General features: G+C 68.7%; 23 protein-coding genes, 3 tRNA genes and 1 pseudogene. 18 read left to right on the top strand and 9 right to left on the bottom strand.

The window, feature by feature from the left end:
• Positions 1-61 precede the first annotated feature (61 nt).
• Entirely contained in the window at positions 62-760 is a 699-nt protein-coding gene (locus tag ACIBVQ_RS27455; protein WP_399180911.1) for an HAD family hydrolase, read from the top strand.
• Positions 760-1,188: an NUDIX domain-containing protein gene (locus ACIBVQ_RS27460; RefSeq protein ID WP_399180913.1), complete on the top strand. Its 429-nt coding sequence runs from the start codon at positions 760-762 to the stop codon at positions 1,186-1,188. The genes ACIBVQ_RS27455 and ACIBVQ_RS27460 overlap by 1 nt, the downstream gene beginning before the upstream one ends.
• Here the strand turns inward: ACIBVQ_RS27460 and ACIBVQ_RS27465 are convergent.
• From ACIBVQ_RS27465 to ACIBVQ_RS27475, 3 genes are all read right to left on the bottom strand, one after another.
• Positions 1,163-2,218 carry a polysaccharide deacetylase family protein gene (locus ACIBVQ_RS27465; protein WP_399180915.1) on the bottom strand — a complete coding sequence of 352 codons (1,056 nt, stop codon included), beginning with the start codon at positions 2,216-2,218 and terminating at the stop codon, positions 1,163-1,165. The genes ACIBVQ_RS27460 and ACIBVQ_RS27465 overlap by 26 nt on opposite strands.
• 89 nt (positions 2,219-2,307) lie before the next feature.
• Positions 2,308-2,706: an ATP-binding protein gene (locus ACIBVQ_RS27470; protein WP_362783685.1), complete on the bottom strand. Its 399-nt coding sequence runs from the start codon at positions 2,704-2,706 to the stop codon at positions 2,308-2,310.
• A 69-nt stretch (positions 2,707-2,775) separates the two neighbouring features.
• On the bottom strand, positions 2,776-3,147 hold the full coding sequence (locus ACIBVQ_RS27475) for an STAS domain-containing protein (RefSeq protein WP_386189777.1): 372 nt from the start codon (positions 3,145-3,147) through the stop codon (positions 2,776-2,778).
• Positions 3,148-3,348: 201 nt separating this feature from the next.
• Here ACIBVQ_RS27475 and ACIBVQ_RS27480 point away from each other — a divergent pair, with 201 nt between their 5' ends.
• The 5 genes from ACIBVQ_RS27480 to ACIBVQ_RS27500 all read left to right on the top strand — a co-directional run bounded on the left by ACIBVQ_RS27480 (position 3,349) and on the right by ACIBVQ_RS27500 (position 6,819).
• The gene (locus ACIBVQ_RS27480) at positions 3,349-3,633 is read left to right on the top strand and encodes a GNAT family N-acetyltransferase (protein WP_352013554.1); all 285 of its coding nucleotides are present in this window, start codon (positions 3,349-3,351) and stop codon (positions 3,631-3,633) included.
• Positions 3,634-3,683: 50 nt separating this feature from the next.
• The gene (locus ACIBVQ_RS27485) at positions 3,684-5,399 is read left to right on the top strand and encodes a pentapeptide repeat-containing protein (RefSeq protein WP_399180918.1); all 1,716 of its coding nucleotides are present in this window, start codon (positions 3,684-3,686) and stop codon (positions 5,397-5,399) included.
• 343 nt (positions 5,400-5,742) lie between these two features.
• On the top strand, positions 5,743-5,862 hold the full coding sequence (locus ACIBVQ_RS27490) for a DLW-39 family protein (RefSeq protein WP_013130296.1): 120 nt from the start codon (positions 5,743-5,745) through the stop codon (positions 5,860-5,862).
• 29 nt (positions 5,863-5,891) lie between these two features.
• Complete coding sequence (locus tag ACIBVQ_RS27495; protein WP_362783694.1) at positions 5,892-6,632, top strand: HAD-IA family hydrolase; 741 nt, start codon at positions 5,892-5,894, stop codon at positions 6,630-6,632.
• A 114-nt stretch (positions 6,633-6,746) separates the two neighbouring features.
• A tRNA-Ala gene (locus ACIBVQ_RS27500) sits at positions 6,747-6,819 on the top strand.
• Positions 6,820-7,238: 419 nt separating this feature from the next.
• Here the strand turns inward: ACIBVQ_RS27500 and ACIBVQ_RS27505 are convergent.
• Complete coding sequence (locus ACIBVQ_RS27505; RefSeq protein ID WP_399180920.1) at positions 7,239-7,865, bottom strand: hypothetical protein; 627 nt, start codon at positions 7,863-7,865, stop codon at positions 7,239-7,241.
• 725 nt (positions 7,866-8,590) lie between these two features.
• Here ACIBVQ_RS27505 and ACIBVQ_RS27510 point away from each other — a divergent pair.
• The 4 genes from ACIBVQ_RS27510 to ACIBVQ_RS27525 all read left to right on the top strand — a co-directional run bounded on the left by ACIBVQ_RS27510 (position 8,591) and on the right by ACIBVQ_RS27525 (position 11,708).
• Positions 8,591-8,665 (top strand) — tRNA-OTHER (locus ACIBVQ_RS27510).
• 78 nt (positions 8,666-8,743) lie between these two features.
• Positions 8,744-8,815: transfer RNA gene (locus ACIBVQ_RS27515), tRNA-Asp, on the top strand.
• A gap of 111 nt (positions 8,816-8,926) precedes the next feature.
• Positions 8,927-10,594: a TROVE domain-containing protein gene (locus ACIBVQ_RS27520; RefSeq protein ID WP_399180922.1), complete on the top strand. Its 1,668-nt coding sequence runs from the start codon at positions 8,927-8,929 to the stop codon at positions 10,592-10,594.
• 199 nt (positions 10,595-10,793) lie between these two features.
• On the top strand, positions 10,794-11,708 hold the full coding sequence (locus ACIBVQ_RS27525) for a hypothetical protein (RefSeq protein WP_399180924.1): 915 nt from the start codon (positions 10,794-10,796) through the stop codon (positions 11,706-11,708).
• A gap of 75 nt (positions 11,709-11,783) precedes the next feature.
• Here the strand turns inward: ACIBVQ_RS27525 and ACIBVQ_RS27530 are convergent, their stop codons facing one another.
• Complete coding sequence (locus tag ACIBVQ_RS27530) at positions 11,784-11,984, bottom strand: hypothetical protein (protein WP_399180926.1); 201 nt, start codon at positions 11,982-11,984, stop codon at positions 11,784-11,786.
• Between the two features lie 525 nt (positions 11,985-12,509).
• Between ACIBVQ_RS27530 and ACIBVQ_RS27535 the strand changes: the two are divergent.
• A pseudogene (locus tag ACIBVQ_RS27535) lies at positions 12,510-13,019 on the top strand (phosphotransferase family protein); the annotation flags it as partial.
• 28 nt (positions 13,020-13,047) lie between these two features.
• Here the strand turns inward: ACIBVQ_RS27535 and ACIBVQ_RS27540 are convergent.
• Together ACIBVQ_RS27540 and ACIBVQ_RS27545 are read right to left on the bottom strand one after the other, a co-directional pair.
• Positions 13,048-13,650 (bottom strand): response regulator transcription factor, encoded by a 603-nt coding sequence (locus ACIBVQ_RS27540; RefSeq protein ID WP_362911028.1) that lies wholly within the window; start codon positions 13,648-13,650, stop codon positions 13,048-13,050.
• Positions 13,650-14,813, bottom strand: a complete 1,164-nt coding sequence (locus ACIBVQ_RS27545; RefSeq protein ID WP_399180929.1) for a sensor histidine kinase — start codon at positions 14,811-14,813, stop codon at positions 13,650-13,652. The genes ACIBVQ_RS27540 and ACIBVQ_RS27545 overlap by 1 nt, the downstream gene beginning before the upstream one ends.
• A 110-nt stretch (positions 14,814-14,923) precedes the next feature.
• Here ACIBVQ_RS27545 and ACIBVQ_RS27550 point away from each other — a divergent pair, with 110 nt between their 5' ends.
• On the top strand, positions 14,924-15,475 hold the full coding sequence (locus tag ACIBVQ_RS27550; RefSeq protein ID WP_352013540.1) for a hypothetical protein: 552 nt from the start codon (positions 14,924-14,926) through the stop codon (positions 15,473-15,475).
• A gap of 29 nt (positions 15,476-15,504) precedes the next feature.
• On the opposite strand, the gene ACIBVQ_RS27555 is transcribed toward ACIBVQ_RS27550, so the two are convergent.
• Positions 15,505-15,966 (bottom strand): HIT family protein, encoded by a 462-nt coding sequence (locus tag ACIBVQ_RS27555; RefSeq protein WP_399180931.1) that lies wholly within the window; start codon positions 15,964-15,966, stop codon positions 15,505-15,507.
• A 566-nt stretch (positions 15,967-16,532) separates the two neighbouring features.
• Here ACIBVQ_RS27555 and ACIBVQ_RS27560 point away from each other — a divergent pair.
• Positions 16,533-17,741, top strand: coding sequence for a hypothetical protein (locus ACIBVQ_RS27560; RefSeq protein ID WP_399180933.1), 1,209 nt, complete (start codon positions 16,533-16,535; stop codon positions 17,739-17,741).
• A gap of 14 nt (positions 17,742-17,755) precedes the next feature.
• On the opposite strand, the gene ACIBVQ_RS27565 is transcribed toward ACIBVQ_RS27560, so the two are convergent.
• The gene (locus tag ACIBVQ_RS27565) at positions 17,756-18,244 is read right to left on the bottom strand and encodes a DUF1648 domain-containing protein (RefSeq protein ID WP_399180935.1); all 489 of its coding nucleotides are present in this window, start codon (positions 18,242-18,244) and stop codon (positions 17,756-17,758) included.
• Positions 18,245-18,607: 363 nt separating this feature from the next.
• Between ACIBVQ_RS27565 and ACIBVQ_RS27570 the strand changes: the two genes are divergently transcribed.
• The 4 genes from ACIBVQ_RS27570 to ACIBVQ_RS27585 all read left to right on the top strand — a co-directional run bounded on the left by ACIBVQ_RS27570 (position 18,608) and on the right by ACIBVQ_RS27585 (position 22,724).
• Positions 18,608-19,549 (top strand): RNA ligase family protein, encoded by a 942-nt coding sequence (locus tag ACIBVQ_RS27570; protein ID WP_386189762.1) that lies wholly within the window; start codon positions 18,608-18,610, stop codon positions 19,547-19,549.
• 156 nt (positions 19,550-19,705) lie between these two features.
• Positions 19,706-20,722: a phosphotriesterase gene (locus tag ACIBVQ_RS27575; protein ID WP_399180938.1), complete on the top strand. Its 1,017-nt coding sequence runs from the start codon at positions 19,706-19,708 to the stop codon at positions 20,720-20,722.
• A complete protein-coding gene (locus ACIBVQ_RS27580) occupies positions 20,719-21,789 on the top strand; it encodes a phosphotriesterase (RefSeq protein ID WP_386189759.1) in 1,071 nt (356 codons plus the stop codon). The genes ACIBVQ_RS27575 and ACIBVQ_RS27580 overlap by 4 nt, the downstream gene beginning before the upstream one ends.
• Positions 21,790-21,872: 83 nt before the next feature.
• Positions 21,873-22,724, top strand: a complete 852-nt coding sequence (locus ACIBVQ_RS27585) for a DUF72 domain-containing protein (RefSeq protein WP_362911035.1) — start codon at positions 21,873-21,875, stop codon at positions 22,722-22,724.
• The last annotated feature ends 7 nt before the right edge of the window (positions 22,725-22,731 follow it).

Raw genomic sequence — 22,731 nt, forward strand, 5'->3', positions numbered from 1 at the left:
CGCTGTTCCGGGCGCCCTGTACCTCTTGTACGGCATGCGGAAATCCGAGCAAGGGAGAGTCGTGCCACCGCGGTCAACCGGCAGGGTGCTCATCTTCGACGCCGACGACACGCTCTGGGAGAACAACGTCCTGTTCGAGCGGGTCATCGACGACTTCCTCGACTGGCTTGAGCATCCGACCCTCGACAGGGCCGAACTCCGCGCCGTCCTCAACGACATCGAGACGGCCAACACGGCGGTCCACGGCTACGGCAGCAAGGTGTTCCTGCGCAGCCTCCGCGACTGCTTCGAGCGGCTCAACGAGCGGCCCACGACCGAGCGGGAACGGCGCCGGATCGACGAGCTGGCGGTCGCGCTCGTCGAGCACCGCGTCGAGCTGGTCCCCGGCGTCGCCGAGACGCTCCTCGACCTCGGCACCCGGCACCGGCTGCTCCTGCTGACCAAGGGCGACCAGGCGGAACAGCGCCGCAAACTGGACGCCTCCCAGCTGGCGCGCCACTTCGACGGCATCCACATCGTCCCGGAGAAGGACATCACCGCCTACCTACGGCTGGCCGAGGAGCACGCGCTGACACCCGCGAGCACCTGGATGATCGGGAACTCCCCGAAGTCGGACATCATCCCCGCCCGGCAGGCCGGAATGAACGCCGTCCTCATCCCCAACGCCCACACCTGGGTGCTCGAACAGGCCACCCTCGACCCCGGCGACCGGGGAGTGCTCACCCTGCGGGCGTTCCCCGAGCTACTGGACCACTTCTGATGGAGGGGAACCGTACGCCATCCGTCTCGTGTGTCTTCGTCTGCCACGACGGCGCGGGCCGGGTGCTGCTCGCCCGGCGCGGCGCGGGCGCGCGGGACGAACCCGGCACCTGGGACTGCGGTGCCGGAGCCCTCGAATACGGCGAGTCGTTCGAGACGGCCGTGGCCCGCGAGGTCCGCGAGGAGTACTCGGCGGACGCGCTCGACATCGAGACGATCGGCGTCCGCAACGTCGTGCGCGCCGTACCCGACTCCCACTGGGTCGCGGTCGTCTTCGCGGTCAGGGTCGACCCCGCCGAGGTCGCGATCGGCGAGCCGCACAAGTTCGACCGGCTCGGCTGGTTCGACCCCGGCGACCTGCCGGAACCCCGCCACTCGCAGCTGCCGGAGACCCTCGCCCTGTTCAGTAGGCCAGGATTCGGTCGCTGAAGCGCTTGAGCGCGAAGGGCGACTTGAACTTCGGGAAGGCGACCGTGTTCACGTCGCCGTCGGAGGTGTAGCGCTCGTCCGGATGGGCCTGCAGCCAGTCGAGCCAGGCGGTCGAGCAGAACTTCGCGCAGTCACCGGTCTTGTCCATCGAACGGATCCTCGGGATGCCCTGCGGGTCGAACTTCTTGCTGAAGGGCGACTCCGCGGGGGTGTACCCGGCCAGGAACACCCCGCCGTAGTCGTAGGAGACGCCTCCGGAGGTCCCCTTGAGCCCCCACGACTTGGTGCTCGGCTGGTTGCCGTACGGCAGGGCGAGCGTGACGGGCTTGGCGGGGATCAGGTCGGTGATGAGCTTGTGCCCCGCGGCGATCTCGGCGGTGACCTGGTCCTCGGGCTTACCCCGCAGGTTCTTGTGGTCCCGGGTGTGGTTGCCGATGTCGAACCCCTTGTCGTGCAGCCACGTCAGCATCTCGGTGCCCTCCTCGGGCGTCGCCTTGCCGAACATGTCGCGCGTCACGTACATGGTGGCGACCGGCCGGAAGCCCGGGTTCCGCTTGGCGACGTCCTCAAGGATGGCCACGGCCGTCCCGGGCTTGGGGACGCCCATCCCGTCCAGTGAGAGCTGGGAGGGAGAGGAGTCGTCGAAGGTGAGCACGACCGGGTGCTTGCCGGCCGGGATGTCCATGCGCCCGGTGACGTACTCGGCGGCCGTCACCGGGACGTAGCCCTCCTTGGCCAGCCGTTCCAGCTCGGTGCGGAACTGCTTCGGGGTGCGGTCGTCCTGGGTGCCGGGCTTGTCCACCACCCGGTGGTACATCAGGACGGGGATCTGCCCCAGTTCGTTGGCGCGGACCTGGGCCGCCGTCACCGCCCTGGACTTGAGCTGGGCCGCCTTCTTGGCCGCGACCGCGGACGCCGAGGCCTTCGCCGCGGGGTCCTTCTCCGCCTTGTCCTGTCCCGAGCACCCGGCGAGCGCGGCTCCCGTCGCCACGGCCACCACAACGACGCCGATCACCCTGAGACGGCCCATCGCATCCCCCTCGCGCGCAGACGATGGCCAGGTGATCCCCCCGGGATTCGCGTGCCGATCTCCACGCGAGGCAAAGCTTCGGAGAGGGCTTACCGGGCGGGGACGGTGTCCAGGCACATCCGCAGGCGTACCAGCGAGCGGCCGTCGTTGCGCCGGATGGTGAACTCGTCGCAGAGCTGACTCATCAGCCACAGGCCGAAGCCCCGCACGGCGTCGGCGGGACGTCGGGGCGGGACGTCACGCCTGCCGAGCGCGCCCACGGTGTCGGTGATGTCGACGGTGACGCAGTCCGCGTCGTGCCGTACGGTCACCGTGCCCTCACCGCCGCCGTGTTCGAGCACGTTGATCACGGCCTCGTTGACGGCGATCAGCAGGTCGTCGAGGCGGTCGTCGCGCAGGCCCGCCAGGGCCGCCCTGCGCAGGAGGAAGTCCCGCAGGGCACCGAGATCCTCATCGATCGGCCACTGCTGTTCCTGGTCGCCGGTCACGCCTTCCCCCTCGACCTCGCCCCGTCCGGTGGTCGTTAGACATCTGCCCGGTCCCCGCCGACTTACGTCCTACAGCGGGGTCTGGCTCGTCAGGATCTCCACCGCCTGTGTGACGGTCGGCTGGACGCCGAATGCCTCGGCGAGACCGGTCAGGTGGAAGATCCGCTTCAGCCGCTGGTGCGGATTGGCCAGCGCGATCCGGCGCCCACGGGCCTGGACGAGCTCGCGCACACCGAGAAGGACCTGAAGGCCGGACGAGTCGCAGAAGCTCAGCTCCGTCAGGTCGACGACCAGGTCACGCGGCTCGGGGCCGACGGCCTCGTGCAGGTCGTGCCGCAGCCGTTCGGCGTTGGTGTAGTCGAGCTCCCCACCCAGGGCGAGAAGGAGAATCCCCTCGGGGGCGTCGCCGGGGACGACGGTTACGCGGACGACCGTGGTCACGGGGCCACCTTTGCGGGCTGTCGGATCGGAAGGCGTCACACGACCGACGCCGTGACCGTCCAGTTTACCGTTGACCGGAAATCCTGTTGGGTGCCTTTTACCAGGCCGCCACGGCTCCGTGGTCCGCGGGGGAATGAATCCCCTCCGGTGGAGGCTGATCGGTAGGCCGCCGCCCGGCGGCCCGACGAAGGAGGACTTCTCGTGCACGTCGACGTCAAGCTCTCACCCGAAGGCGACCTCTACGAGGCGTTGATCGACGGAAGGCACGCGGGACAGCTGGAGTTCGTCCGGCGTGACGGCGTCATCGTCTACACCCACACCGAGGTGGAGGACGAGTTCGGTGGCAAGGGGGTGGGTGGCTCCCTCGTCCGCACGGCCCTGGACGCCGCCCGCGCCGAGGGCGTCCAGGTGGTGCCGCGCTGTCCGTTCGTCAGGCAGTGGATCGACCGGCACCCCGACTACGCCGACCTCGTCAAGGACGCCTGACCCGCTTTTCGGTAGGATCCTGATGTTTCGGGGGAGATAGCGAGTGGAAAATGCGGGTCTTTCTCCGGCTTCTCACCCTTCTCACCCCGACGGTGATCCTGGCGGCCGTGACGCAGGCCCCTCCGGCATCGGCCGAGGCGGCGTGCAGGCCGGGCAGCGGCGTCGACCTGTCCGGCAGGAACCTCACCACGGCCGCCCTGCCCGCCGACCTGACCTGCGCCGACCTGCACGGCGCGACCCTCGACGGAGTACGGCTGCGCGCCCCTCTCACCCGGGCGAACCTCAGGGGAGCCTCCCTCAAGGGGGCCGACCTGTCCACCGTGAGCATGGCGGGCGCCGACCTGCGGGAGGCCGACCTCACCGAGGCGAACCTGCCCGGCGCCGACGCCCGCGGCGCCGACCTGCGTGAGGCGACCCTCGACGACGCCATGTTCGCCTACGCCCACCTGGAGGGGGCCGACCTCCGCGGGGTCCGCATGGTCAGGGCCAAGGCGTACAACGCCCAGTTCGACGGCGCCAGGCTCACCGGGGCCGACCTGCGCGAGGCGAGCGTCTACTACGCGGACCTGCGCCGGGCCGACCTCACCGACGTCAGGGCGGCGGGGGCCAGGTTCTACAACGCGATCCTGATCGACACGGTCTTCCACAGGACCGACCTGACCAAGGCCGAGATGTACTCGACCGCCGCCGACGGGGCCACCTTCCAGGACGCCGACGTCACCGAGGCCAACCTGCGCGACGCCACCGGCCTCGACCTGGCGGGCAGCAAGGGCGTCCCCACCGACCTGCCCGCCCCCGGCGCGAACTGCGAGCCGGGCAGCGGCCAGCGGTACGCGGGCCGGGACCTCACCGGCGTCAGCGACTTCCCTGACGACCTCAGCTGCGCCGACCTGACCGGTGCCCGTCTCGACGGCCTGAACCTGAGTTCCGTACGGCTCGACCGCGCGATCCTGCGCAAGGCGTCGCTGTCCGGGGCCAGGCTCCGCTCCCTCAAGGGGGCCGACCTGCGCCAGGCCCGTCTCATCGGCGCCGACGTCGGCAGCGGTGACCTGACGGGCGCGGACCTCGGCTCGGCCGTCCTGGCCACGGCCAACCTCGGCAGCGCCGACCTCAGGGGGGCCTCCTTCAAGGGCGCCGACCTGCGTGACGCCCGTCTCGGCAGCGCCAAGGGCGACCGGGCCGACTTCACCGGGGCCATGATGGAACACGCCGACCTGAGCAGCGGCCAGTACTTCGACGCGGTCTTCAGGAACGCCTCCCTCATCGGTGCCGACCTGTCCTCCACCCACCTCAAGGGCGCGTCCTTCCAGGGGGCGGACGTCACCGACATGGAGACGGCCAACGTCGACGACGCCGACCTCTCCGGCTCGACGAGCGAGATGCCGGTCGGCTGGGTCGTCGTCCTGTGGCTGCTCGGCTTGGCCGCCGCCGCCCTCGCCGCCAGGATGGCCCTGGGAGTCGTACGGCGCAGGCGGGCCGCCGTACGGGAACGGGCCCGGTTCGAGGACTCCAGGCGTGCGGTCGAGGAGGAGGTGACCTCGCTGGGCGAGGAGATCGACCTGCTCGACCAGGCGGGCACCGACGCCGAGGCGGCCGACTGGCACGAGGCCCTCGACGCCTACGACGCGGCGAAGGCGGCGTTGGCGGCGGCGAGGGACGAGGCCGGGCTGAAGGCGGTCAGGGACATCGTGCACCGGGGACGCGACGCGCTGACCAGGCCCGGGGGCACTCGTCGCAAGGGCGGCGGAAGGCGGGAACAGCGTTGATCTCCTGGTTTTCCTCCCCTGCGCCTACCCAAAAATACGCATATTTCCTGATCGTGCGGGCTTTGGGGAAGATCGTCCCCGGGTGGGTGCGCCGCCAGAGGTTTCCGGGGGTTATGGTGAAGCGGGAACGGCCATGAGGCCCGACTCGTCGCGCATTGCGGCCGTTTGGATGCGAGCCGTACGGCGTGATGTTTAGAATCACCCGGTTGACGGTGATTGGCCGCTTCGGCTTGTCGCCCAAACCGGATCATGGCCCGATCCCTTGCTAGGCTGCAGGGAAAACGTTGGAACCGGGCGTTGTCTCACCCCGGCAGGTGAGACCGTCAAGAAGTGGGGTCACACCGTGAAGAAGCTGCTCGTTCTCGCGCTCGTCGCGCTTGGGGGACTGCTGATCTGGCGCAAGGTGCAGGCGGACCGCGCCGAGCTCGACCTGTGGACTGAGGCCACAGGAAGCGAGAACTGAACAACGCGGCTACCGATTCGGGTGCTTTCATGGTCCTTGCCCACGATGGGGGAACGCTCCCCATCAGGCTCGTCTGCCTGGATCTGGCGGGCACCACGATCGGCGATGTCGTCATGGTCGAACGGGCGTTCGCCGAGGCGATCGCCACACAGGGAATCGTGCCCGGGACCGGCGCGTACGCACGTGCCATGGTGCACGTACACCGGTCCCGGGGCCGCTCCACACTGGACGTCTTCCGGGGCATCTTCCCCGACAACGAGGCTCAGGCCCAGGCGGCCAATCTGACCTTCGAGCGCTCCTACGAGGGCGCCATCGGCCGTTCCGGCCTCGTCCCGGCGGCCGGCATCGTCGAGACGTTGGACACACTCCGCGACGGCGACGTCAAGGTGTGCCTGACCACCGGCTTCAGCCGCTCCCTGATCAGCCGGGTGCTGGCCGACCTGAGCTGGTCCGACCGGTTCGACCTCGTGCTCTGCACCGAGGACGTCGGCCGTGGCCGCCCGATGCCCGACATGGTGCTCAGCGCGCTCCTGCGCCTTCGTGTCCAGGACGTCCGCCAGGTCGCGGTGGCCGGAGACTCGGAGAACGACATGCTCTGCGGACGGCGCGCAGGAGCCTCGGTCGTCGCCGGGATCATGACCGGGGCCCACAGCAGGGAACGCCTCCTCAAGGGCGGCGCCACCCACATCCTGGACTCCGTCAGGGACCTGCCCTCCCTGGTCCTGACCGACCGTCCCGCCGAGACCCCCGTGGGCGCCTCCGCCCGCTGACCCTTCTCCGGGTGGTCATGCGTCAAGTGGCGTCGGAGGGCGTCCAGTTGCTACCGTGTACGCCTGAAGCAGGTCGCGAGCGCACTTCCACATGCCGGTCGGCGACCTGGTCTCGGGGCCTTAGCTCAGTTGGCAGAGCGCCTGCTTTGCAAGCAGGATGTCAGGAGTTCGAATCTCCTAGGCTCCACTCGCTTTCATGTCTCTGACCAGCCTGAACGGCTCGTCTTCCTCCCATGGAAATGATCTTCGCTCCCTGGGTGGGAGGAATTCGGGAGATCGTTTCCCGCGGCCCGAGACGGGACCGTACCCGATGCGCGGGGGCCTCCCTGCCGACTCGTCGAGTTCGCATGTCGTCGTCGGTAGGGCGACCTGGTTCGGACACCACGGTTGGAGTCGGTGCCACGGCGAGATCCTTCATGTGGGTGCTCATGATGGCCGGACAGGCTGCGTTGCGCGCGCGGACCAGGTGGAGGGCCGTGACGACGGACGAATTCGGTGCTCGCCGTACGGGGGTGGGACCCTTCGCTCCTGGAGATCGCGTGGACAGGCGTGCCGGCGCCCCCCGGGAATCGCCGACCATGCTCGCGCCCTTACCCGTACGGCCTCCTACGGCCCCGGGTAGAAGCCCGGAGAGCCCAGCTGTTCGAACCAGCTCGGTGGTTCGGGCGCGGTGAACGCTTTGGTCATCGCGTCCAGCCAGGCGGCGAACGTGGGGAAGTCCGGGGTGGAGTTGGCCGGGTCCTCCCAGTCCCCGCCCTCAACGTAGCGGGCACGCCCTTCCTGGTCGTCGTAGTGGTGGTGGTAGACCGGGTATTCGCCGTCCGCGTCCGGCTGGGTGACGTCGAAGCACCAGACCGCCTCGTTGTCCGCGTCGGCGAGGGCGAAGCCGACCAGGTGGTTGGTGGACAGCCACCGGCCGTCGCCGCGGTCCACATGCTCGGGCATGTGCACGAGATCGGAGTTCAGCTCGACGACGGCATCGTCACCGACGACGACGAACTCGATGTACCGGTCGGATGAGGCGTCCCAGCGCTTACAGGAAAAGGTGTTGTGCTCGGCGAGGAAAGCCCGGTAGCTGGGCGGGGCCGTCCAGTCGATGGTTCCGAAATGGGGCTTCAGCCCTGTCTCGCGGTCGCGGACGGCTTCGGTGGAGGCGGGCTCCGACGCCGTGATGACGACCGTTCCGGATTTGGCGGCGCGGTGAAGGATTGCCAGACTCTCGGCTATCGACATCGTGGTCCTTGGTCGGTTGTTCGTACGGCTACGCGGGTGTGGCCCGATAACAGCTTCTGGCCGCACCAATCCGTGTGGCCTCAAAGGATGCTAGTCCTCATGAGGTTGCTCCCGGTTATGTGAAAACGGCAAGGTCTCCGGCCGTGCGACTCTTCGACGGTGTGTCGGCGTTCAACTCGCAGAGTCGGGGCCACACCGCCGTACGCACCAGGACCACAGGACGCGCCTCGTGTGACGATATACCCTCACTCCGTACCTACGGCGCATATGACGCATATGGCGAGGACGTCGACCGCCGCTCACGAGCCTGCCGTCGTCGGACGGCCGCGTGATCACACCATTCGGAGGGATGCGATCACATTTCCCTCGGTTGTCACTCTCGTCCGGAAATTCAGGTGTGACGCGTCACGGGAATCGGTAGCGTTGCATGCAGTTCATCGGGCCTGGAGACGGTGCGGGTCGAAGGACATCGGTTATCTCTTCAAATCAGATGCCGCCGGTGTCCGCCCTCATATCCGTGCCTTCTCTCGGCCCGATGAGCTGGTCAGGTCTGGTGCCGGCACGGGTCGAAGCCTCGTCGGTTATCCACTGTTAATGGGGTTGTCGCAGGTTCGAGTCCTGTCCGAAGTTTCGGCTTCGGTAGCTCAGTCGGTAGAGCGCCAAAAAGGCCGGTGGGCGTCCCCATATCCGTGACGGCTCCAGACCTGATCGTTCATCGGTCTGCCGGTGGCGTGGGTCGAATCTCGATCGGTTATCGCTCTGTAAAAGCGGAGACCCGGGTTCGAATCCCGGCGCCGCCTTCTGGTGGTGTGGTGCAGCGGCCCAGCACGTTCAACGGCCGGTCGGTCTCTCCACATCCGCGTCGCCGGAAGGGCTGATGAACGGGGAGAGCGGGTCGAATCCAGTCGGTTATCACATGGTGAATGCAGGTTCGAGTCCTGTCGGGTCAGCTCGCCTGATCCATCGCCCAGCTTGGTAGGGCACAGCCGGTCGGAGATCCCACATCCGCTCTCCCTTTTCGCGTATCCGCCTCTGGGCGGGTCGAACGGAAGGAAACGCCCATGGCTCCCCGTGATCCCCTCGCCGCGGTGTCGACGGTCGCGACCCCGCAGTCTCAGCCGATCCCCGGCCGCAGCGACCAGGTGCCCAACGCCGCGGGCGGCTACGTGTTCGCCAAGGATCTGTGGACCCGCCTGGAGGACTTCCTCATCCTCGGCACGACGGGCGGCACCTACTACGTGGGTGAGGACAAGCTGACGGCGGAGAACGCCGGCGTGTTGTTCCAGGCGATCGCCGAGGACGGACCGCGCGTTGTGCGGCTGCTCACGGACATTTCAACGGCTCGCCCGCCGCGCGCTCCGAAGCCGCGGCCGGCGCTGTTCGCGCTCGCTGCCTGCTACGCCCGGGGGGACGCCGACACGCGCCAGGCGGCGAAGTCGGCACTTGCGAAGGTCGCCCGGACGACGGACCATCTGGCGCAGTTCTTCGGCTACTACAAGAACCTTGGCGGGAAGCCGACCTCACGCGGTACGGCGCCGCGGGTGGGCCGGTCGCTTCGGACGGCGCTCGGCTCCTGGTTCCTGCGGGATGACCCGGACCACGTGGCGTTCAAGGCGGTGAAGGCGCGGCAGCGTAAGACGCCACAGGGTGAGGCGTTCGACCTGCGGGACGTGCTGCGGATCGCCCACCCTGCCGCTGACTCCGAGCAGCGGAAGGCCTTGTTCGGGTGGATCGCCGGAAACGTCACCGATGACGAGGCGCGTGACGAGCTGCCGGCGGTCGACCGGTTCCTCACCGCGAAGGCCGTCACCACAGTCGACCAGGCCGTCCGGGTCGTGACGGAGGCGCGGGTGCCGTGGGAGTTCCTCCCCGACGCGATGCTGCGCGAGCCCGCCGTGTGGGAGGCGCTCATCGACACCGTCGGCATGACCGCCCTCATCCGCAACCTGGCCCGCATGACCCGGATCGGCGCGCTCAAGCCCCTCGGCGACGCCACCGGCCGGGCGATCGCCAGGCTCACCGACCGTGACGCGATCCTCAAGGCGCGCATCCACCCGATGGACGCCTGGCTCGCACTCCGCGTCTACAACTCGGGACAGGCGCAGCCGAACCCGCGCGCCGACCGGCAGGTGTGGCAGCCGGTGCCGGCGGTCTCCGACGCGTTGGAGGAGACGTACGAGCTCGCCTTCGGCGCCGTCGAACCCTCGGGGAAGCGACTGCTGGTCGCCGTCGACTCGTCCGGATCGATGAGCTGGGGCGGTGGGGTGCGGGTCGGCGGGTCGCCGGTCGGCTCGCCGTACGAGGTCGGTTGCGCCATGGCTGTCATGCTCGCCCGCATCGAGCACGGCGACGTCCACGTCATCGACGTCGACACCGATGTCCACCCCTCCAAGGTGACGCCGCGCACGAACCTCCGGGAGATCTCCACCTGGAGCCCCTCGGGCGGCGGCACCGACCTGTCGCTCCCGTTCGTCTGGGCGCGGCGTGAGCGGTTCCACGCCGATGGCATCGTGGTCTTCACCGACAACGAGACGTGGGCCGGCCGTACTCACCCGTCGCAGGCGCTGCGCGCCTACCGAGACAGCGTCAACCCGCGGGCCCGGGTCGTGGTCGCGGCGATGACCGCTGCCGGCTACTCGATCGGTGAGCCGGACGACGAAGGCGTGTTGAACATGGCGGGTGTGGACGCGTCGCTCCCACTGGTCATCAACGGCTTCGTGCGCGCGTAGAACCGGACCGGAGCCCCGGCCCACCGACCAAGGGGGCCGGGGCCTCCGGTCGGTCCATGTCGCGCCAGAAGAGGTCGGCCCGTCGTTTCAAGCTCCGGTGCGGCATTCCGTCCGATGAATGAGGACGCGATCGTCCGACATCCGTATGTGATTCACGGGTGGCACGATCTTCATCGCCTGCTTTAGCCGAAGGAGCGTTATGAAGCGTCTCAGCGTCGTCGTCGCGCTTGGTGTGTTCGCGGCTTTACTCACCGATACCGGAACCGCTCTTGCCGCGCCGCCTGTAGAGCCGGTCCAAGCTCTCAGGAAGCAGTTCGTGGCCGGACGGGGCGTCTTGGTCTCCGAGACGAGCCGGACGACCGTCAAGGCGTCGAAGGAGACCTACACCAGCCGAACCACCGGCACGATCGCGTTCGGGAAGCCCGGAGTGGTCGGTTACGACCTCACCGAGAAGGTGAAGATCACCCCAAAGAACAGGGCCACTCTCAGCGCCGACGAACTGGAAACCATGAGGACCCCCCTCCGTGCGGTCAATGTGGGGCGCTACACCTATGTCCAGGGTTTCGAGTGGGGGCCGATGCCCGAAGGAACGAGTTGGATCAGGTTCGGCAAGAGCGCGACCTGGCAGTGGTACGGCCAGCGCGGCGAACAACGCGTTGACGTCCTCAGCCCCGCGAGGCTGAAGTTCGTGATCTCGAAAGCCACCTCCTTCCACTCGGGTGAGTATCGCGGCACCCTCAGAACCGAGGATCTGTACGCCGAGCGGGGCCCCATGAACCCGGAAAAGCTGAAGATCTCGTTCAGACTGTTCGTCGACAGGAACGGAATTCCCGTCCGCCTGGTCACGCGGTACGCGGAAACCGAACAGGAATTCAGGCCCAAGGGCAAGACGGTCACGAGAACGTACGACAGCGTGGTGGACACCCGGTACCACCACTGGAACGCGAAGGTGAAGGTCGTCGCCCCTCCGGAGGCCGAGGTCGTGGACTTCGGTGACCTGCCGATAAACCAGTCGCGCTGGGGCGAGGAGTCGCTGAAACTCAACTCTGCGGGACCGCTTGAGAAGTGCGCCAACCTCGTTCCCTGCCGACGGCCGTTCAGGATCCCCAACTGAACGGAACACGTGTCCACCGTTCCCACGATCCATATCGTGCCGAAACGGCGGGGTGTGGGCTCGTGCGCTTTTCGGCTAGTCCTTCTGGCGACCCGCGCGGTACTCGCGGATCGCCAGAACGACCGCGAGGACAAGAATCACGATCACGGGGGCGGATCGTGCGAGCAGATCCCAGCCCCTCTCGCCGTCGGAAACGGACAGCGCGATATAAGTCGGCAGCGCGATCACGCCGACCAGGACGACCTTCCACCAGATCATTCCCTTGAGTCGTTTCATGAGAGTGTTCGCTCCGGCTCCTCTGGTCAGGCGAGAATCAAGAAAGGTCGTTTTCTGGTTCGTTCTCCGAACCTGCTCCGACGAGCTCTCCTCCGGCTGTCGTCGTTCCCGTTTTGTGGTCGACTTTTCTTTGACGATAACTCCCGGATGCGCGCCGGCGGCGTGGCGATGCTGTGCGGGTTGCGCGGAAAACCGATGACACGGTCTTTCGTGGAGGTACCGAGACCAGGACGCCGTCTGTGAACGTCACTGTCGGAGCAGGTTGCGGCCACGGCCTCGAAATATGACCGGAGAGTCGGCTCCGAACCGAGAACCCCGGGCCGTCGGTGCCCCGTGAACGCCGGGACACAATGGTTCCGTGAACGTCGCCACGCCTGTCTCCGTCGCTGTCGCGGTCGCCGCCGAGTACGGTGTGCGGGTCGATGAGCCGGTGGTGTCGAAGGACTCTTCCAGCGTTCGGGTGCATCTTCGTCCGGCGCCGATCGTGGCCCGTGTTCCCACGGTCACCACGTTCGGCAGGCCGCGACCGGCCGGGCGCCGGCGGATCTGCACGCGACTCTTCGCGACTGTCCCGGAGAGTTGCCGTATCTCGGACCGGCGCTTGAGGAGACCGTCCTCCTTCTCGACCTGCTGGACTCGCGGGATCACCCGGGCCGGGGGACGTACGCCGAACTGCGCGAGGAACTCGATCTGCTGCGCGCCGAATCACACCGCCGGCAGGGTCCTGTCCAGGCCGTTCACGGAGACGCGCACGCGGGGAACCTCCTGGCGACCCCTGACGGGCCGCGCTGGATCGACTTCGAGGAGGCCTGTCTCGGTCCGGTGGGCTGGGACCTCGCATGCATGCTCGGCTCGGGGCGGCGGGCCGTACAGGAGTATGGGGTGGATCCGGACGATCCGGGGTTTGGGCCGTTCCTGCGGGCTCGGCGGTTGCAGGCCGCGCTCTGGATGCTCGCCAAAACGCTGAGCTTCCCCGAGGAGACGCCCCGGGCGCTGGCGGTCCTCGACGACTGGCGCAGGAACAGGTTCTCCTGAACGCGCCCGAGGGGGGACGGCTCGCGGCTCAGATCCAGCCCTCCTCCCAGGCGCGGTGGGCGGCAGCGTGGCGGGAGCCGACGCCGAGCTTGGCCATGGCCGCCGACAGGTAGTTGCGCACGGTGCCCGGAGCCAGGTGGACCTGGACGGCTATCTCCTTTATCGAGGCCCCGGTCCGGGAGGCCCGCAGTACCGCGAGTTCCCGGTCGCTGAGCGGACAGGCGCCCTCGGTCAGGGCCGTGGCGGCGATCTCGGGGTCGACGTAGCGCCGTCCGGCGGCGACATCCCGGATGATCTCCGCCAGCCTCGTCGCGGGGGTGGTCTTGGGCACGAACCCGCTCACCCCGACTGACAGCGCACGGCGCAGTACCCCGGGGCGGGCGTGTCGTGTCACCAGAATGATCTTGATAGGGGAGTTCGCCCTGATCTCCTCGGCGGCACGCAGGCCGTCGGCCGGTGGCATCTCCAGGTCCAGCACGGCGATGTCGGGCCGATTCTCAAGCGTCAGCCGTACGGCGTCGGCGGAAGTGGCCGCCTCGGCGATGACGGTCAGGTCGTCCTCCAGCCCCAGTAGTGCGACCAGGGCACCCCTGACCAGGTCCTCGTCATCAGCGACCAGCAGCCGGATCATCACATCTCCTCGATGGGCACGCGGGCCGTCACGACGAAGCGGTCGCCGTCGTGCCGCCAGGTCAGCTCGCCTCCGGCGGTCGGCAGCCGTTCGGCGAGTGACCGCAGGCCGGTACCCGTGTCCGCGTCGGGCCGTTCGGACACACCGTCGTTGGTGACCGTGAGACGGGCCAGGCCGTCGGCGGTCCGGTATTCGATCTCGGCGTACCGGGCGTGGCTGTGGCGCAGCACGTTGGTGGTCGCCTCCCGCACCACAAGCCCCAGCAGGTGCCGTCCCGGGCCGGGAGGAAGGGCGGGGTCGAGCTTCGTCCGGGCGTCGACACCGGCCGAGGTGAGCACCCTGGTCGCGTTCGCGATCTCCTCCTCGAACGTGACACGGCGGTATCCCTGGACAACGGCCCGGGTGTCGCGCAACGCGTCCGCGGCGAGCCGCCGTACCTCCCGCATCTCCGCGGTCGCACGCGAGGGGTCGGCCTCGGCCAGCCGCGCCGCCAGCTCGCTCTTGAGCGCGATCACCTGCAGGTGGTGGCCCTGGATGTCGTGCAACTCGGCGGCGAACCGCAGTCGTTCGTCCTTGACCGCCAGCTCCGCGGACAACCGGCGGGCGGCGTTCAGCCGCTCGGCGACGTCCCACGCCCACAGCATCCCGAGTGTGACCCAGCCGCTGAGGATCATCAGCCCGGCGGGGAAGGCCGCCGCGAAGACCGATCCCCGCCCCGTGATCCCGCCGAGTACGGCCACACCCGCCGCAGCGGTGACGATCAACAGGCGGCGGCGCCGGGGCGACAGGAAGGTCGCGGTGATCGCGACCATCATGGCCGGGCCGAACGACCAGAGCCCGCGGTCCTGCAGGGCGAGCAGGATCACCCCCAACATCACGGAGCCCGCGCCACCGGCCACCAGCCACCACACCGGGGTCGTGACAGACGGAGACCCGTGGGGGAGGCGCGGAAGCCGACGGCTGACGGACACCGCGACGGCCGTCACCGTCAGTGCGAGGGCGGCGACGGCGGCGAGCCGTACCGCGACCGGTACCGCCGGGTCCATGATCCGGCTCCTGACGCTGAGGGTCAGGAAGAACACGGTGACGCCGATGAGGCTCCACCAGGTGGAGCGACGGAGGTTCGTCAGTCCCGCCCCTGGATCGACCGGTACGTCACGCACACGGCCATTGTCCACTGATGACAGATGTCATGCGATCACGTGTGGTTTCGGCGCTACCGACAGGCATCCGCGTCGAAGAGCCTGGAGGCCCCACACGAAGGAGCCTTTCGATGCGCCTCTCGACGCCCTCCACACGCTGGATCGACGCACTGAAAGGCCGCTGGCCGACCGCCGTCGCCGTCGGCCTGGCGTTCCTCACCCTGGACGGTGGGGCCGGGAACCTCGCGCAGATCCTGCCTCTCCTGCCGCTGCTCTACCTCGTCGTCGCCAAGCTGGACCGCCCCGCGCTGTCATGGCCGCTGCTCGGCGTCGGCACGGCGATCGTCATCGGGTCGCGACTGCTGAACCTGGTCGCGCCGTCCACCGTCCTATTCGCCCTGGCGCTGGCCGTACTGGTGTGGGGCGTGCTCGACGGGCACGCACGCCGCTCCGGCGAGTTCAGGCTCCAGGCGCTCGGCATGATCGGGTACGGCGCGCTCGCGCTGGCCGGGTTGGCCCTCGACCCGGAGGCCGGCCGGTACATCGTGGGGGCCGGATGGCTGCTGCACGGAGTCTGGGACTTCGCGCACCTGCGCCGTGGCAGGGTCGTGGCCCGCTCCTACGCCGAGTGGTGTGGCGTGTTCGACGTCCTGATCGGCCTGGGCCTGATCTTCCTGCCGTGACATCTGGAAACCGTGGCACCTGGAAACCGTCAGAGTCTCAGGTTCTCGTGCGGATCCAACTCCGTCAGGCCGGACCGGATCGCCTCCGCCTCCTGGTCGAGCAGGTCGCGTGTCCTTGTTCCCCAGTCGGCGGTTATCCGGAAACCGTCTCCCGTGAAACGCGGGAAGACGTGCAGGTGGAAGTGGAAGACCTCCTGGAACGCCGCCTCCCCGTCGGCGAGGAGGACGTTCACGCCCTCACATCGCAGACCGGAGCGCCGCAGGGCCCGGCCCATCCGGTGGCCGGTCCGCCACACGTACGTGCTCGTCTCCTCGTCGAGGTCCTCCAGCCCTACGGCGTGGACGCGCGGGATGACGAGGAGGTGACCGGGGGTCACGGGCCCTATGTCCATGATCACCATCACCCGGTCGTCCGCGTGGGGAACGCTCGCCTCGGCCTCGCCGCGAACGATCGCGCAGAACACGCAGCCCGGTCCGCCGGTTTTTTCCATGGTTCACATGATGGCAGTGACGGATTCTTTTCGCTCGGTAAGCACGGGTCACAATAATGCTTTCCGGGTATCTGTATGGCATTTCAAAAAATGTCATTCGGTCTGGCCGGCGTCCATCCCGACAAGAGAAAGCAGGGTTCCAGAAAGGACTGTTGTGAGATTATCGAGCAGGCTCGGGGGACTGGTGACCGCTGTGGTTCTGGCGGCCTGCGCCTTCGTTCCGGTGGCGCAGGCCGCCCAGAGCGCCTCGCCGAAGGTCATCATCGCCTTCGAACGGCCAACTACATCCTGACGGGCGGTTGGCAGGGCTTCCCGCAGTGGGACGGGTACCACCGGCGTCTACCACGGCGGCCCCGACGGCAGGGGGCGCTGGCCTCCCACCTCGTGAACAACTCGCCAGTCGGCGCACCGGAGGGAGACCGCGTCACCATCCGATGACCACTCCGGCCGCTCGCCCCGGCGGGCGGCCACCGGATCGTACGGCGATTCCCCGAAGCGGCCATATGGAAAGTGCAGGCGGGGAAGACTGAGGGGGACAGACGGTTCCCACTTCTTCGAGGTGCGCGATGAGCGCTGTTCCCCCCTGGGCTGTACGGCTGCGCGCTGCCAGGCGCGGCAAACTGTGGACCCAGCGGGAGCTGGCCCGGGAGCTGGCTGAGGCCGCGGATCCGCGAACCCGTGCCCGGTTGCCCGAGCGGGAGTCCCTGATCCGCATGATCAAGAACTGGGAGGCGGGCAAGCACCGGCCCAAAGACCCGTATCCCATGCTGTACTGCCGTGTGTTCGGCACCGATGAGTCCGCGTTGTTCAGTGATGACGACGATGACACCTCTGTCCGGCTTGATGAGGAGACGGAGGCGCTGGAACTGGCCCGCAGGGTCGCCGCCAGTGATGTCGGTGGTGAGACCCTCGACCGGCTGGAAGGGGTCGTTGACGATCTCGCGACGGCCTACCAGGGGACATCACCGGCGGAGTTGCTCGGCCGGATACGGCAGCACCTGGCCTATGTCTCACACCTGGTCGACGCGAAGAAGACCCTTGTCGAGCATCGTCGCCTTCTCGCGGCCGGAGGCTGGCTGTCCCTGCTGGCCTCCACCTGCCATATCGACCTTCGCCAGTTCGAGGCCGCGGCGACGTGGCTTCGGACGGCCACACAGCTGGCCAGGCACGCCGAACACCCCGAGATCGCGGCATGGTGTCTGGAGACGGAGGCCTGGCAGGCCGTCACGACCGCCGACTACCGCCGAGCCTTGTCCCTGACCCAGGGAGCCCAGGCTTTGGCGCCACGGAGAAGTTCCGCCTTCATCCAGGCGACCGCGCAGGAAGGCCGGATATGGGCGCGGCTCGGGTCAGGTCCTGAGACACGTGACGTGCTGAACCGGGTCGCCCGGCTGGTCTCGCCGTTGTCGGCGCCCGATCGTCCGGAGCACCACTACCGGTACGACCCCTCGAAGAGCGAGGCCTACGTCGCCACCACGTTGTCATGGCTCGGCGACCCGGCGGCCGTGCCGTACGCCCGGCAGGTGGTGGCGCGGATGGAGGCGGATGTCCCGTTCCGCCCGCGCAGGGCGGTGTCCGCGCGTCTCGACCTGGCTCTGGCCTTGTCGGCCGACCAGCCCGACGAGGCCGGTCGGCTCGTCCTCGAAGCCATGACGAGCGGTGTGCTGGTGCCGTCCAACCACTGGCGGGCGAACGAGGTGATCAGCGCCATCGAGACCCGCGGCCTTCCCGGGACTTCCGACCTGCGTGAGGCCTATCGAGGGTTGTGGAGCTGAAACAGGGTGGCGAGTCACAGCGGTACGGCGAAGGCGGCGACGAGGACGGCGCAGCCGAGGAGGGCGGCTCCCCATCTCCATCCGGCCGGTACGGAAGGCCTGCCGGCCAGCGCCAGTACGGCCAGGCCGAGCACCCCGACGATCACCCGGGGCAGGACCGCCCTGCCGGACAGCGCCGCCTGAAGGACGAAGCCGTGCGCCGTCACGAGCATGAGAGAGATCAGCACCCATCCGGGTACGACGTTCCGCTGAACGCCTCCCAGCATGTCGACCAGCCAGGCCACGAGGCTGACGACGATCGAGACGATGGGAAGCGTCAGGAGCGCCTCCAGCCTCGACACGTATCGATCCGCCTCGCCGATCGCATTCCAATGGACAGGGACCACCGCGTCGGCCGGTACCTGGCTGAAGGCCCACACCGACAGCGCCGTCGTCAGCAGCGGTCCGCAGGTGAGTAATGCGAGCTTCCACAATGTGGAGCGAGAGCCATGTGATTCATCCACGCCGAACCCGCTTCTCCTGGGCTGTTGTTACTTTTCTGTGACGACGAGGAGGATTGTCCGGAAGGCTGGTCATTCCTGGTCGTGGAGACCATCTCAAAAAGGTCGTAGGCCCCGGGTAAAGCATTTCCGGTGATGAGACGGCTCCACGGAGACCACGGCGCACGGGCCACCGTGGCCTCGGTCCTTCGGCGCAGAAGCGATCCGCCGCACGATACAGAGATCACGATCGGCGGCCCCGGGGCGAACCCGATCTGACCACCGGCTCCGGACCGGCAGAACCGGCTCAGGGCCGGGCCGGAACAGGCTTCGGACCGGCCGGAAAAGCAGAGGTGTTTCCGAGTTCGTCTCGGCCATACTGCTCCGATGCGACATCTCGCCTACCCCAAGATCCCCGCCGCCGACCGGGCCGGTGGGGGCACCGCCGGAGGTCCGTGGGTGGCCACCGAGAAGGTCCACGGGGCCCAGATGGTGATCGCCCATGACGGCGAGGGCCTGTCGGTGGGCAAGCGCAAGGCGTGGTTGCGTGACGACGAGCCGTTCTTCGGCTGGCAGCTCCTGCGCGCCGCCTTCGCCGGGGCCGTTGAGGCCGCCCTGGCCCGCGGTGGTTCGGCGGTGCGTCTCTACGGCGAGCTGTACGGCGGCCACTACCCCCACCCCGGCGTCTCCCCGGTGCCGGGCGCGTCCCCCGTCCAGACGGGCGTCTGGTACAGCCCCGGGATTCGCTTCGCCCTTTTCGACGTGCTGCGTCACGAGGGGCCGGACGACCCCGGGACCTTCCTGCCCTACGCGGACATCGCCTCGATCGCCGCCGACACCGGTCTCGACGTCGTGCCGCTTCTCGCCAGGGGGAGCCTGACGGATCTCGACGGTCTGCCCCGCCGTTTCCCCACCCGTGTGCCGCGGATGCTCGGCCTGCCCGAGGTGCCGGACAACACGGCCGAGGGAATCGTCCTGCGGCCCGACACCCCCCTGCCTCCCGCGCGCCGTCCCGCCCGCAAACTGAAGATCGAGGAGTTCGACGAACGGCGCTTCGACCAGAGCCGTCCCTGGGACCCGCAGGTGATGCTCTCCCCGGAGGAGCTACACCGGATCGCCCTGGAGATGGTCAACGGGCCACGGCTGGCCGGGGCACGGTCCAAAACGGGGCCTTCCTCCCTCGACGAACTCCTGGACGAGGTGGTCCTCGACGTCATGGTGGACCTGTCCGACGCCTTTCCCGCGACCACGGCGGCCCTCGACGACCGCGCGGAGGCCGCGTTGCAGGCCCACGTCCGCAGGGCCGCCGAGGCTCTGGCCGGGGGCTGACGGGCCGTCGGCCGGCCCGGGGACAGGGGAGTTCGGAACGGACCTGTCCATGGTTTCGTACGGCCGGCGGCGCGGCGCGTCCACGTGCCGTTCCGTCTCGGAGACACACGGATTGCCCTCTGTATCATATACGATCTTCTATGTTATGTTGGCCCGGTGTCCACCACCGACTCCACCACGGCAACCGCGCGCGCGGCGAGGGTCGTCACCGTCACCGGTGACCTCGCGCCGGACGCCCTCGGCGCGGTCATGCCCCACGAACATCTGCTGAGCGACTTCAGCGACGGGACCGAACCGCGGGAACCGCTCACCATGGAACTGCTCGGCGAGGTCAGTCTGGGCCTCCCCAACAGGGACAACCTGCTTCTCGGCGACGAGGCGCTGGCCGTCCGCGAGGCCACCGCGTTCAAGCAGGCCGGGGGCGGCACGCTGGTGGACGTCACCACCCCCGACCTCGGGCGTGACCCGGCCGCGCTGCGCCGTATCGCCGAGGCGACCGGCCTGGCCGTCGTCATGGGCGCGGGACGACACCGCCCCACCGGTTCCGGCGACGTCGACGGGCTCACCGAGGAGATCGTCAGGGACATCACCGAGGGCGTGGACGGCGTGCGCGCGGGCGTCATCGGCGAACTCGGCGCACTCGACCCCGACGAGCCCACGGGACGCGCGATCCTCGTCGCGGCGGCGCGGGCCTCCGCGGCCACCGGTGCCGCGATCACGCTCGACCGCTCCGCCGACCCCGCGACCCAGCGGCGGGTGCTCGACCTGCTCGCCGAGGAGGGCGCGGACCTCACGCGCGTCGTCGTCGGGCACTGCGACCCGCTCTCCCCGCGCCCCGACGAGCTCGAACCGCTCCTCGAACGCGGGGTGTTCGTGCAGTTCGACCAGCTCGGCAGGCTGCCGTCCGTGTTGAGCGTCTCCGACGACCAGGACGTGGCGACGGCCGTGGTCGAACTGGCGCGCAGGGGACACGCCGAGCGGGTCCTGCTGTCGCAGGACGTCTCGACCAAGTCGCACCTCCTCGCCTACGGCGGCGGCGGGTACGGCTTCATCCTGCAGCAACTCGTTCACTACCTGCGGATGGTCGGCGCGGACGACGCCCTCATCGAGACCGTCACCGTGCGCAACCCGAGGCGACTTCTGACCATCACGACCCCGAAGGCAGACTCGTGAGCCGCTACCCCTTCGAGATCCCGAACATCGCGGGCAAGGCGCTGACCGTCACGGGCCCGGTCGACCCGTCGACGCTCGGGGAGACGCTCATGCACGAGCACGTCTTCGTCGACCTGCGGCGCCCGGCGCGCTTCCGCCGTCCCGGAGAGGACTCCCCGGAGGCCGCCGAGCCGCTCACCCTCGCCAACCTCGCCCGCACGCGTCACGGGTTCCCCAACGCCGACAGTGACGCGATGGGCGACTTCGACGAGATGCTGACGGAGGTGCTCGCCTTCGCCGACGTCGGGGGAGGCACCCTGGTCGAGGTCTCGCCCATCGGCGTCGGCCGCGACCCCGAGGGCCTCCTGCGGCTCTCCCGGGAGAGCGGGCTCAACGTCGTCATGGGCGGCGGCTGGTACACCCCGACCTTCCACCCGGAGAACATGGACGAGCTCACCGTCGACGACCTCACCGACATCATCGTGCGCGACGTCGTGCTCGGGGTCGGCGAGACCGGCGTCCGCTCGGGCATCATCGGCGAGGTCGGCGCCGACTCCGCGCCGCTGACCGAGAACGAGCTCAAGAGCGTGCGCGCGAGCGGCCGGGCGAGCAGGATCACCGGCGCCCCCATCACCTTCCACGTCGGGGGAGTCGGCGAGGAGAAGATCGCCGTGCTCGACATCCTCGACGAGGAGGGCGTCGCCCCGACGAACGTCGTCATGGGCCACTGCATGGAGGCGGTGACGAACCCCTCGCTCGCCGAGCGTCTCGTCGCCCGTGGCGCCTTCATCGAGCTGGACTTCCTGGCCTCGCCGGGAAGCCCGTGGGGACACCTCTTCCTGACCAGCGACCACAAGGTCGTCCGGGGCGTCGCGGACCTGATCGAACGGGGCTACGCGGACCAGATCGTGCTGGGTCACGACGTGTGCCAGAAGATCCAGCTCAGGAAGTACGGCGGCAAGGGGTACGACTACATCTCGCGCTACTTCCTGCCCGCGCTGCGTGAACTCGGCGTCGGCGACGAGGTCATCCACAAGATCATGGTGGAGAACCCCGCCCGCGCCCTCGCCTTCGCCGAACCCCGCTGAACCCGGCCGCCGAACCCGGTGGATCATCAGTACGGCCCGCATCCGATGACCGGACGCGGGCCGTACTCGGATAGCGTCGGTACATGCGGCTTCATGTGGGATGCGCGATGTGGACGAACACCTCATGGCAGGGGCGTTTCATCCCCCATCCCCTTCCGCAGAAGGAACGGCTGCACGCCTACGCGAGCCTGTGCAACGCGGTCGAGGGCAACACGACCTTCTACGCCACACCCGCGAGGAACACGGTCGAGCTGTGGGCGCAGCAGACCGACCCCGACTTCCGGTTCGTGCTCAAGCTGCCCAAACCGATCACCCACGAACGCCGGCTGAACGGCGCGGAGGAGGAGCTGAGGGCGTTCCTGGACGCGATCGAGCCGCTCGGCCCACGCGCGCACGCGCTGTGGATCCAGCTTCCCGGCTCGTTCTCCCCGGGTGACCTCGGTGTTCTCGCGGCCTTTCTCAACCGGCTTCCCCGGTCCCACCGGTACGCCGTCGAGGTCAGGCACCGGGCGTTCTTCGAGGACGAGCGGTCCGCGCGGCTGCTGGAACAGGTCCTGGCGGGCGCCGGGGCCGAGTGGGTGCCGTTCGACACGGTCGTCCTCTTCCAGACGCCGCCGACGACCGACGCCGAGCGGGAGTCCTGGACGAAGAAGCCGCGCATGCCGCGCCGTACGACCGCCCTCACCGGGAACCCGATCGTCCGCTACATCGGCCGGGACGACGCCGAACGCACCGCAGAGGGCTGGCGGCCCTGGGTGGACACGGTCGTGACGTGGCTGCGTGAGGGCCGTTCGCCGACCTTCTTCCTGCACACCCCCGACAACGCCGACGCCCCCGCGCTCGCCCGGCGCTTCCACGACGAGGTACGGTCCCACCTGCCCGCCCTGGCCCCGCTGCCGGAGCCCGTACCGGTCGAGCCGCTCACCCTGTTCTGACCGGAAC

The organism is Streptosporangium sp. NPDC049376 (assembly GCF_044466505.1).
Classification (GTDB): domain Bacteria; phylum Actinomycetota; class Actinomycetes; order Streptosporangiales; family Streptosporangiaceae; genus Streptosporangium.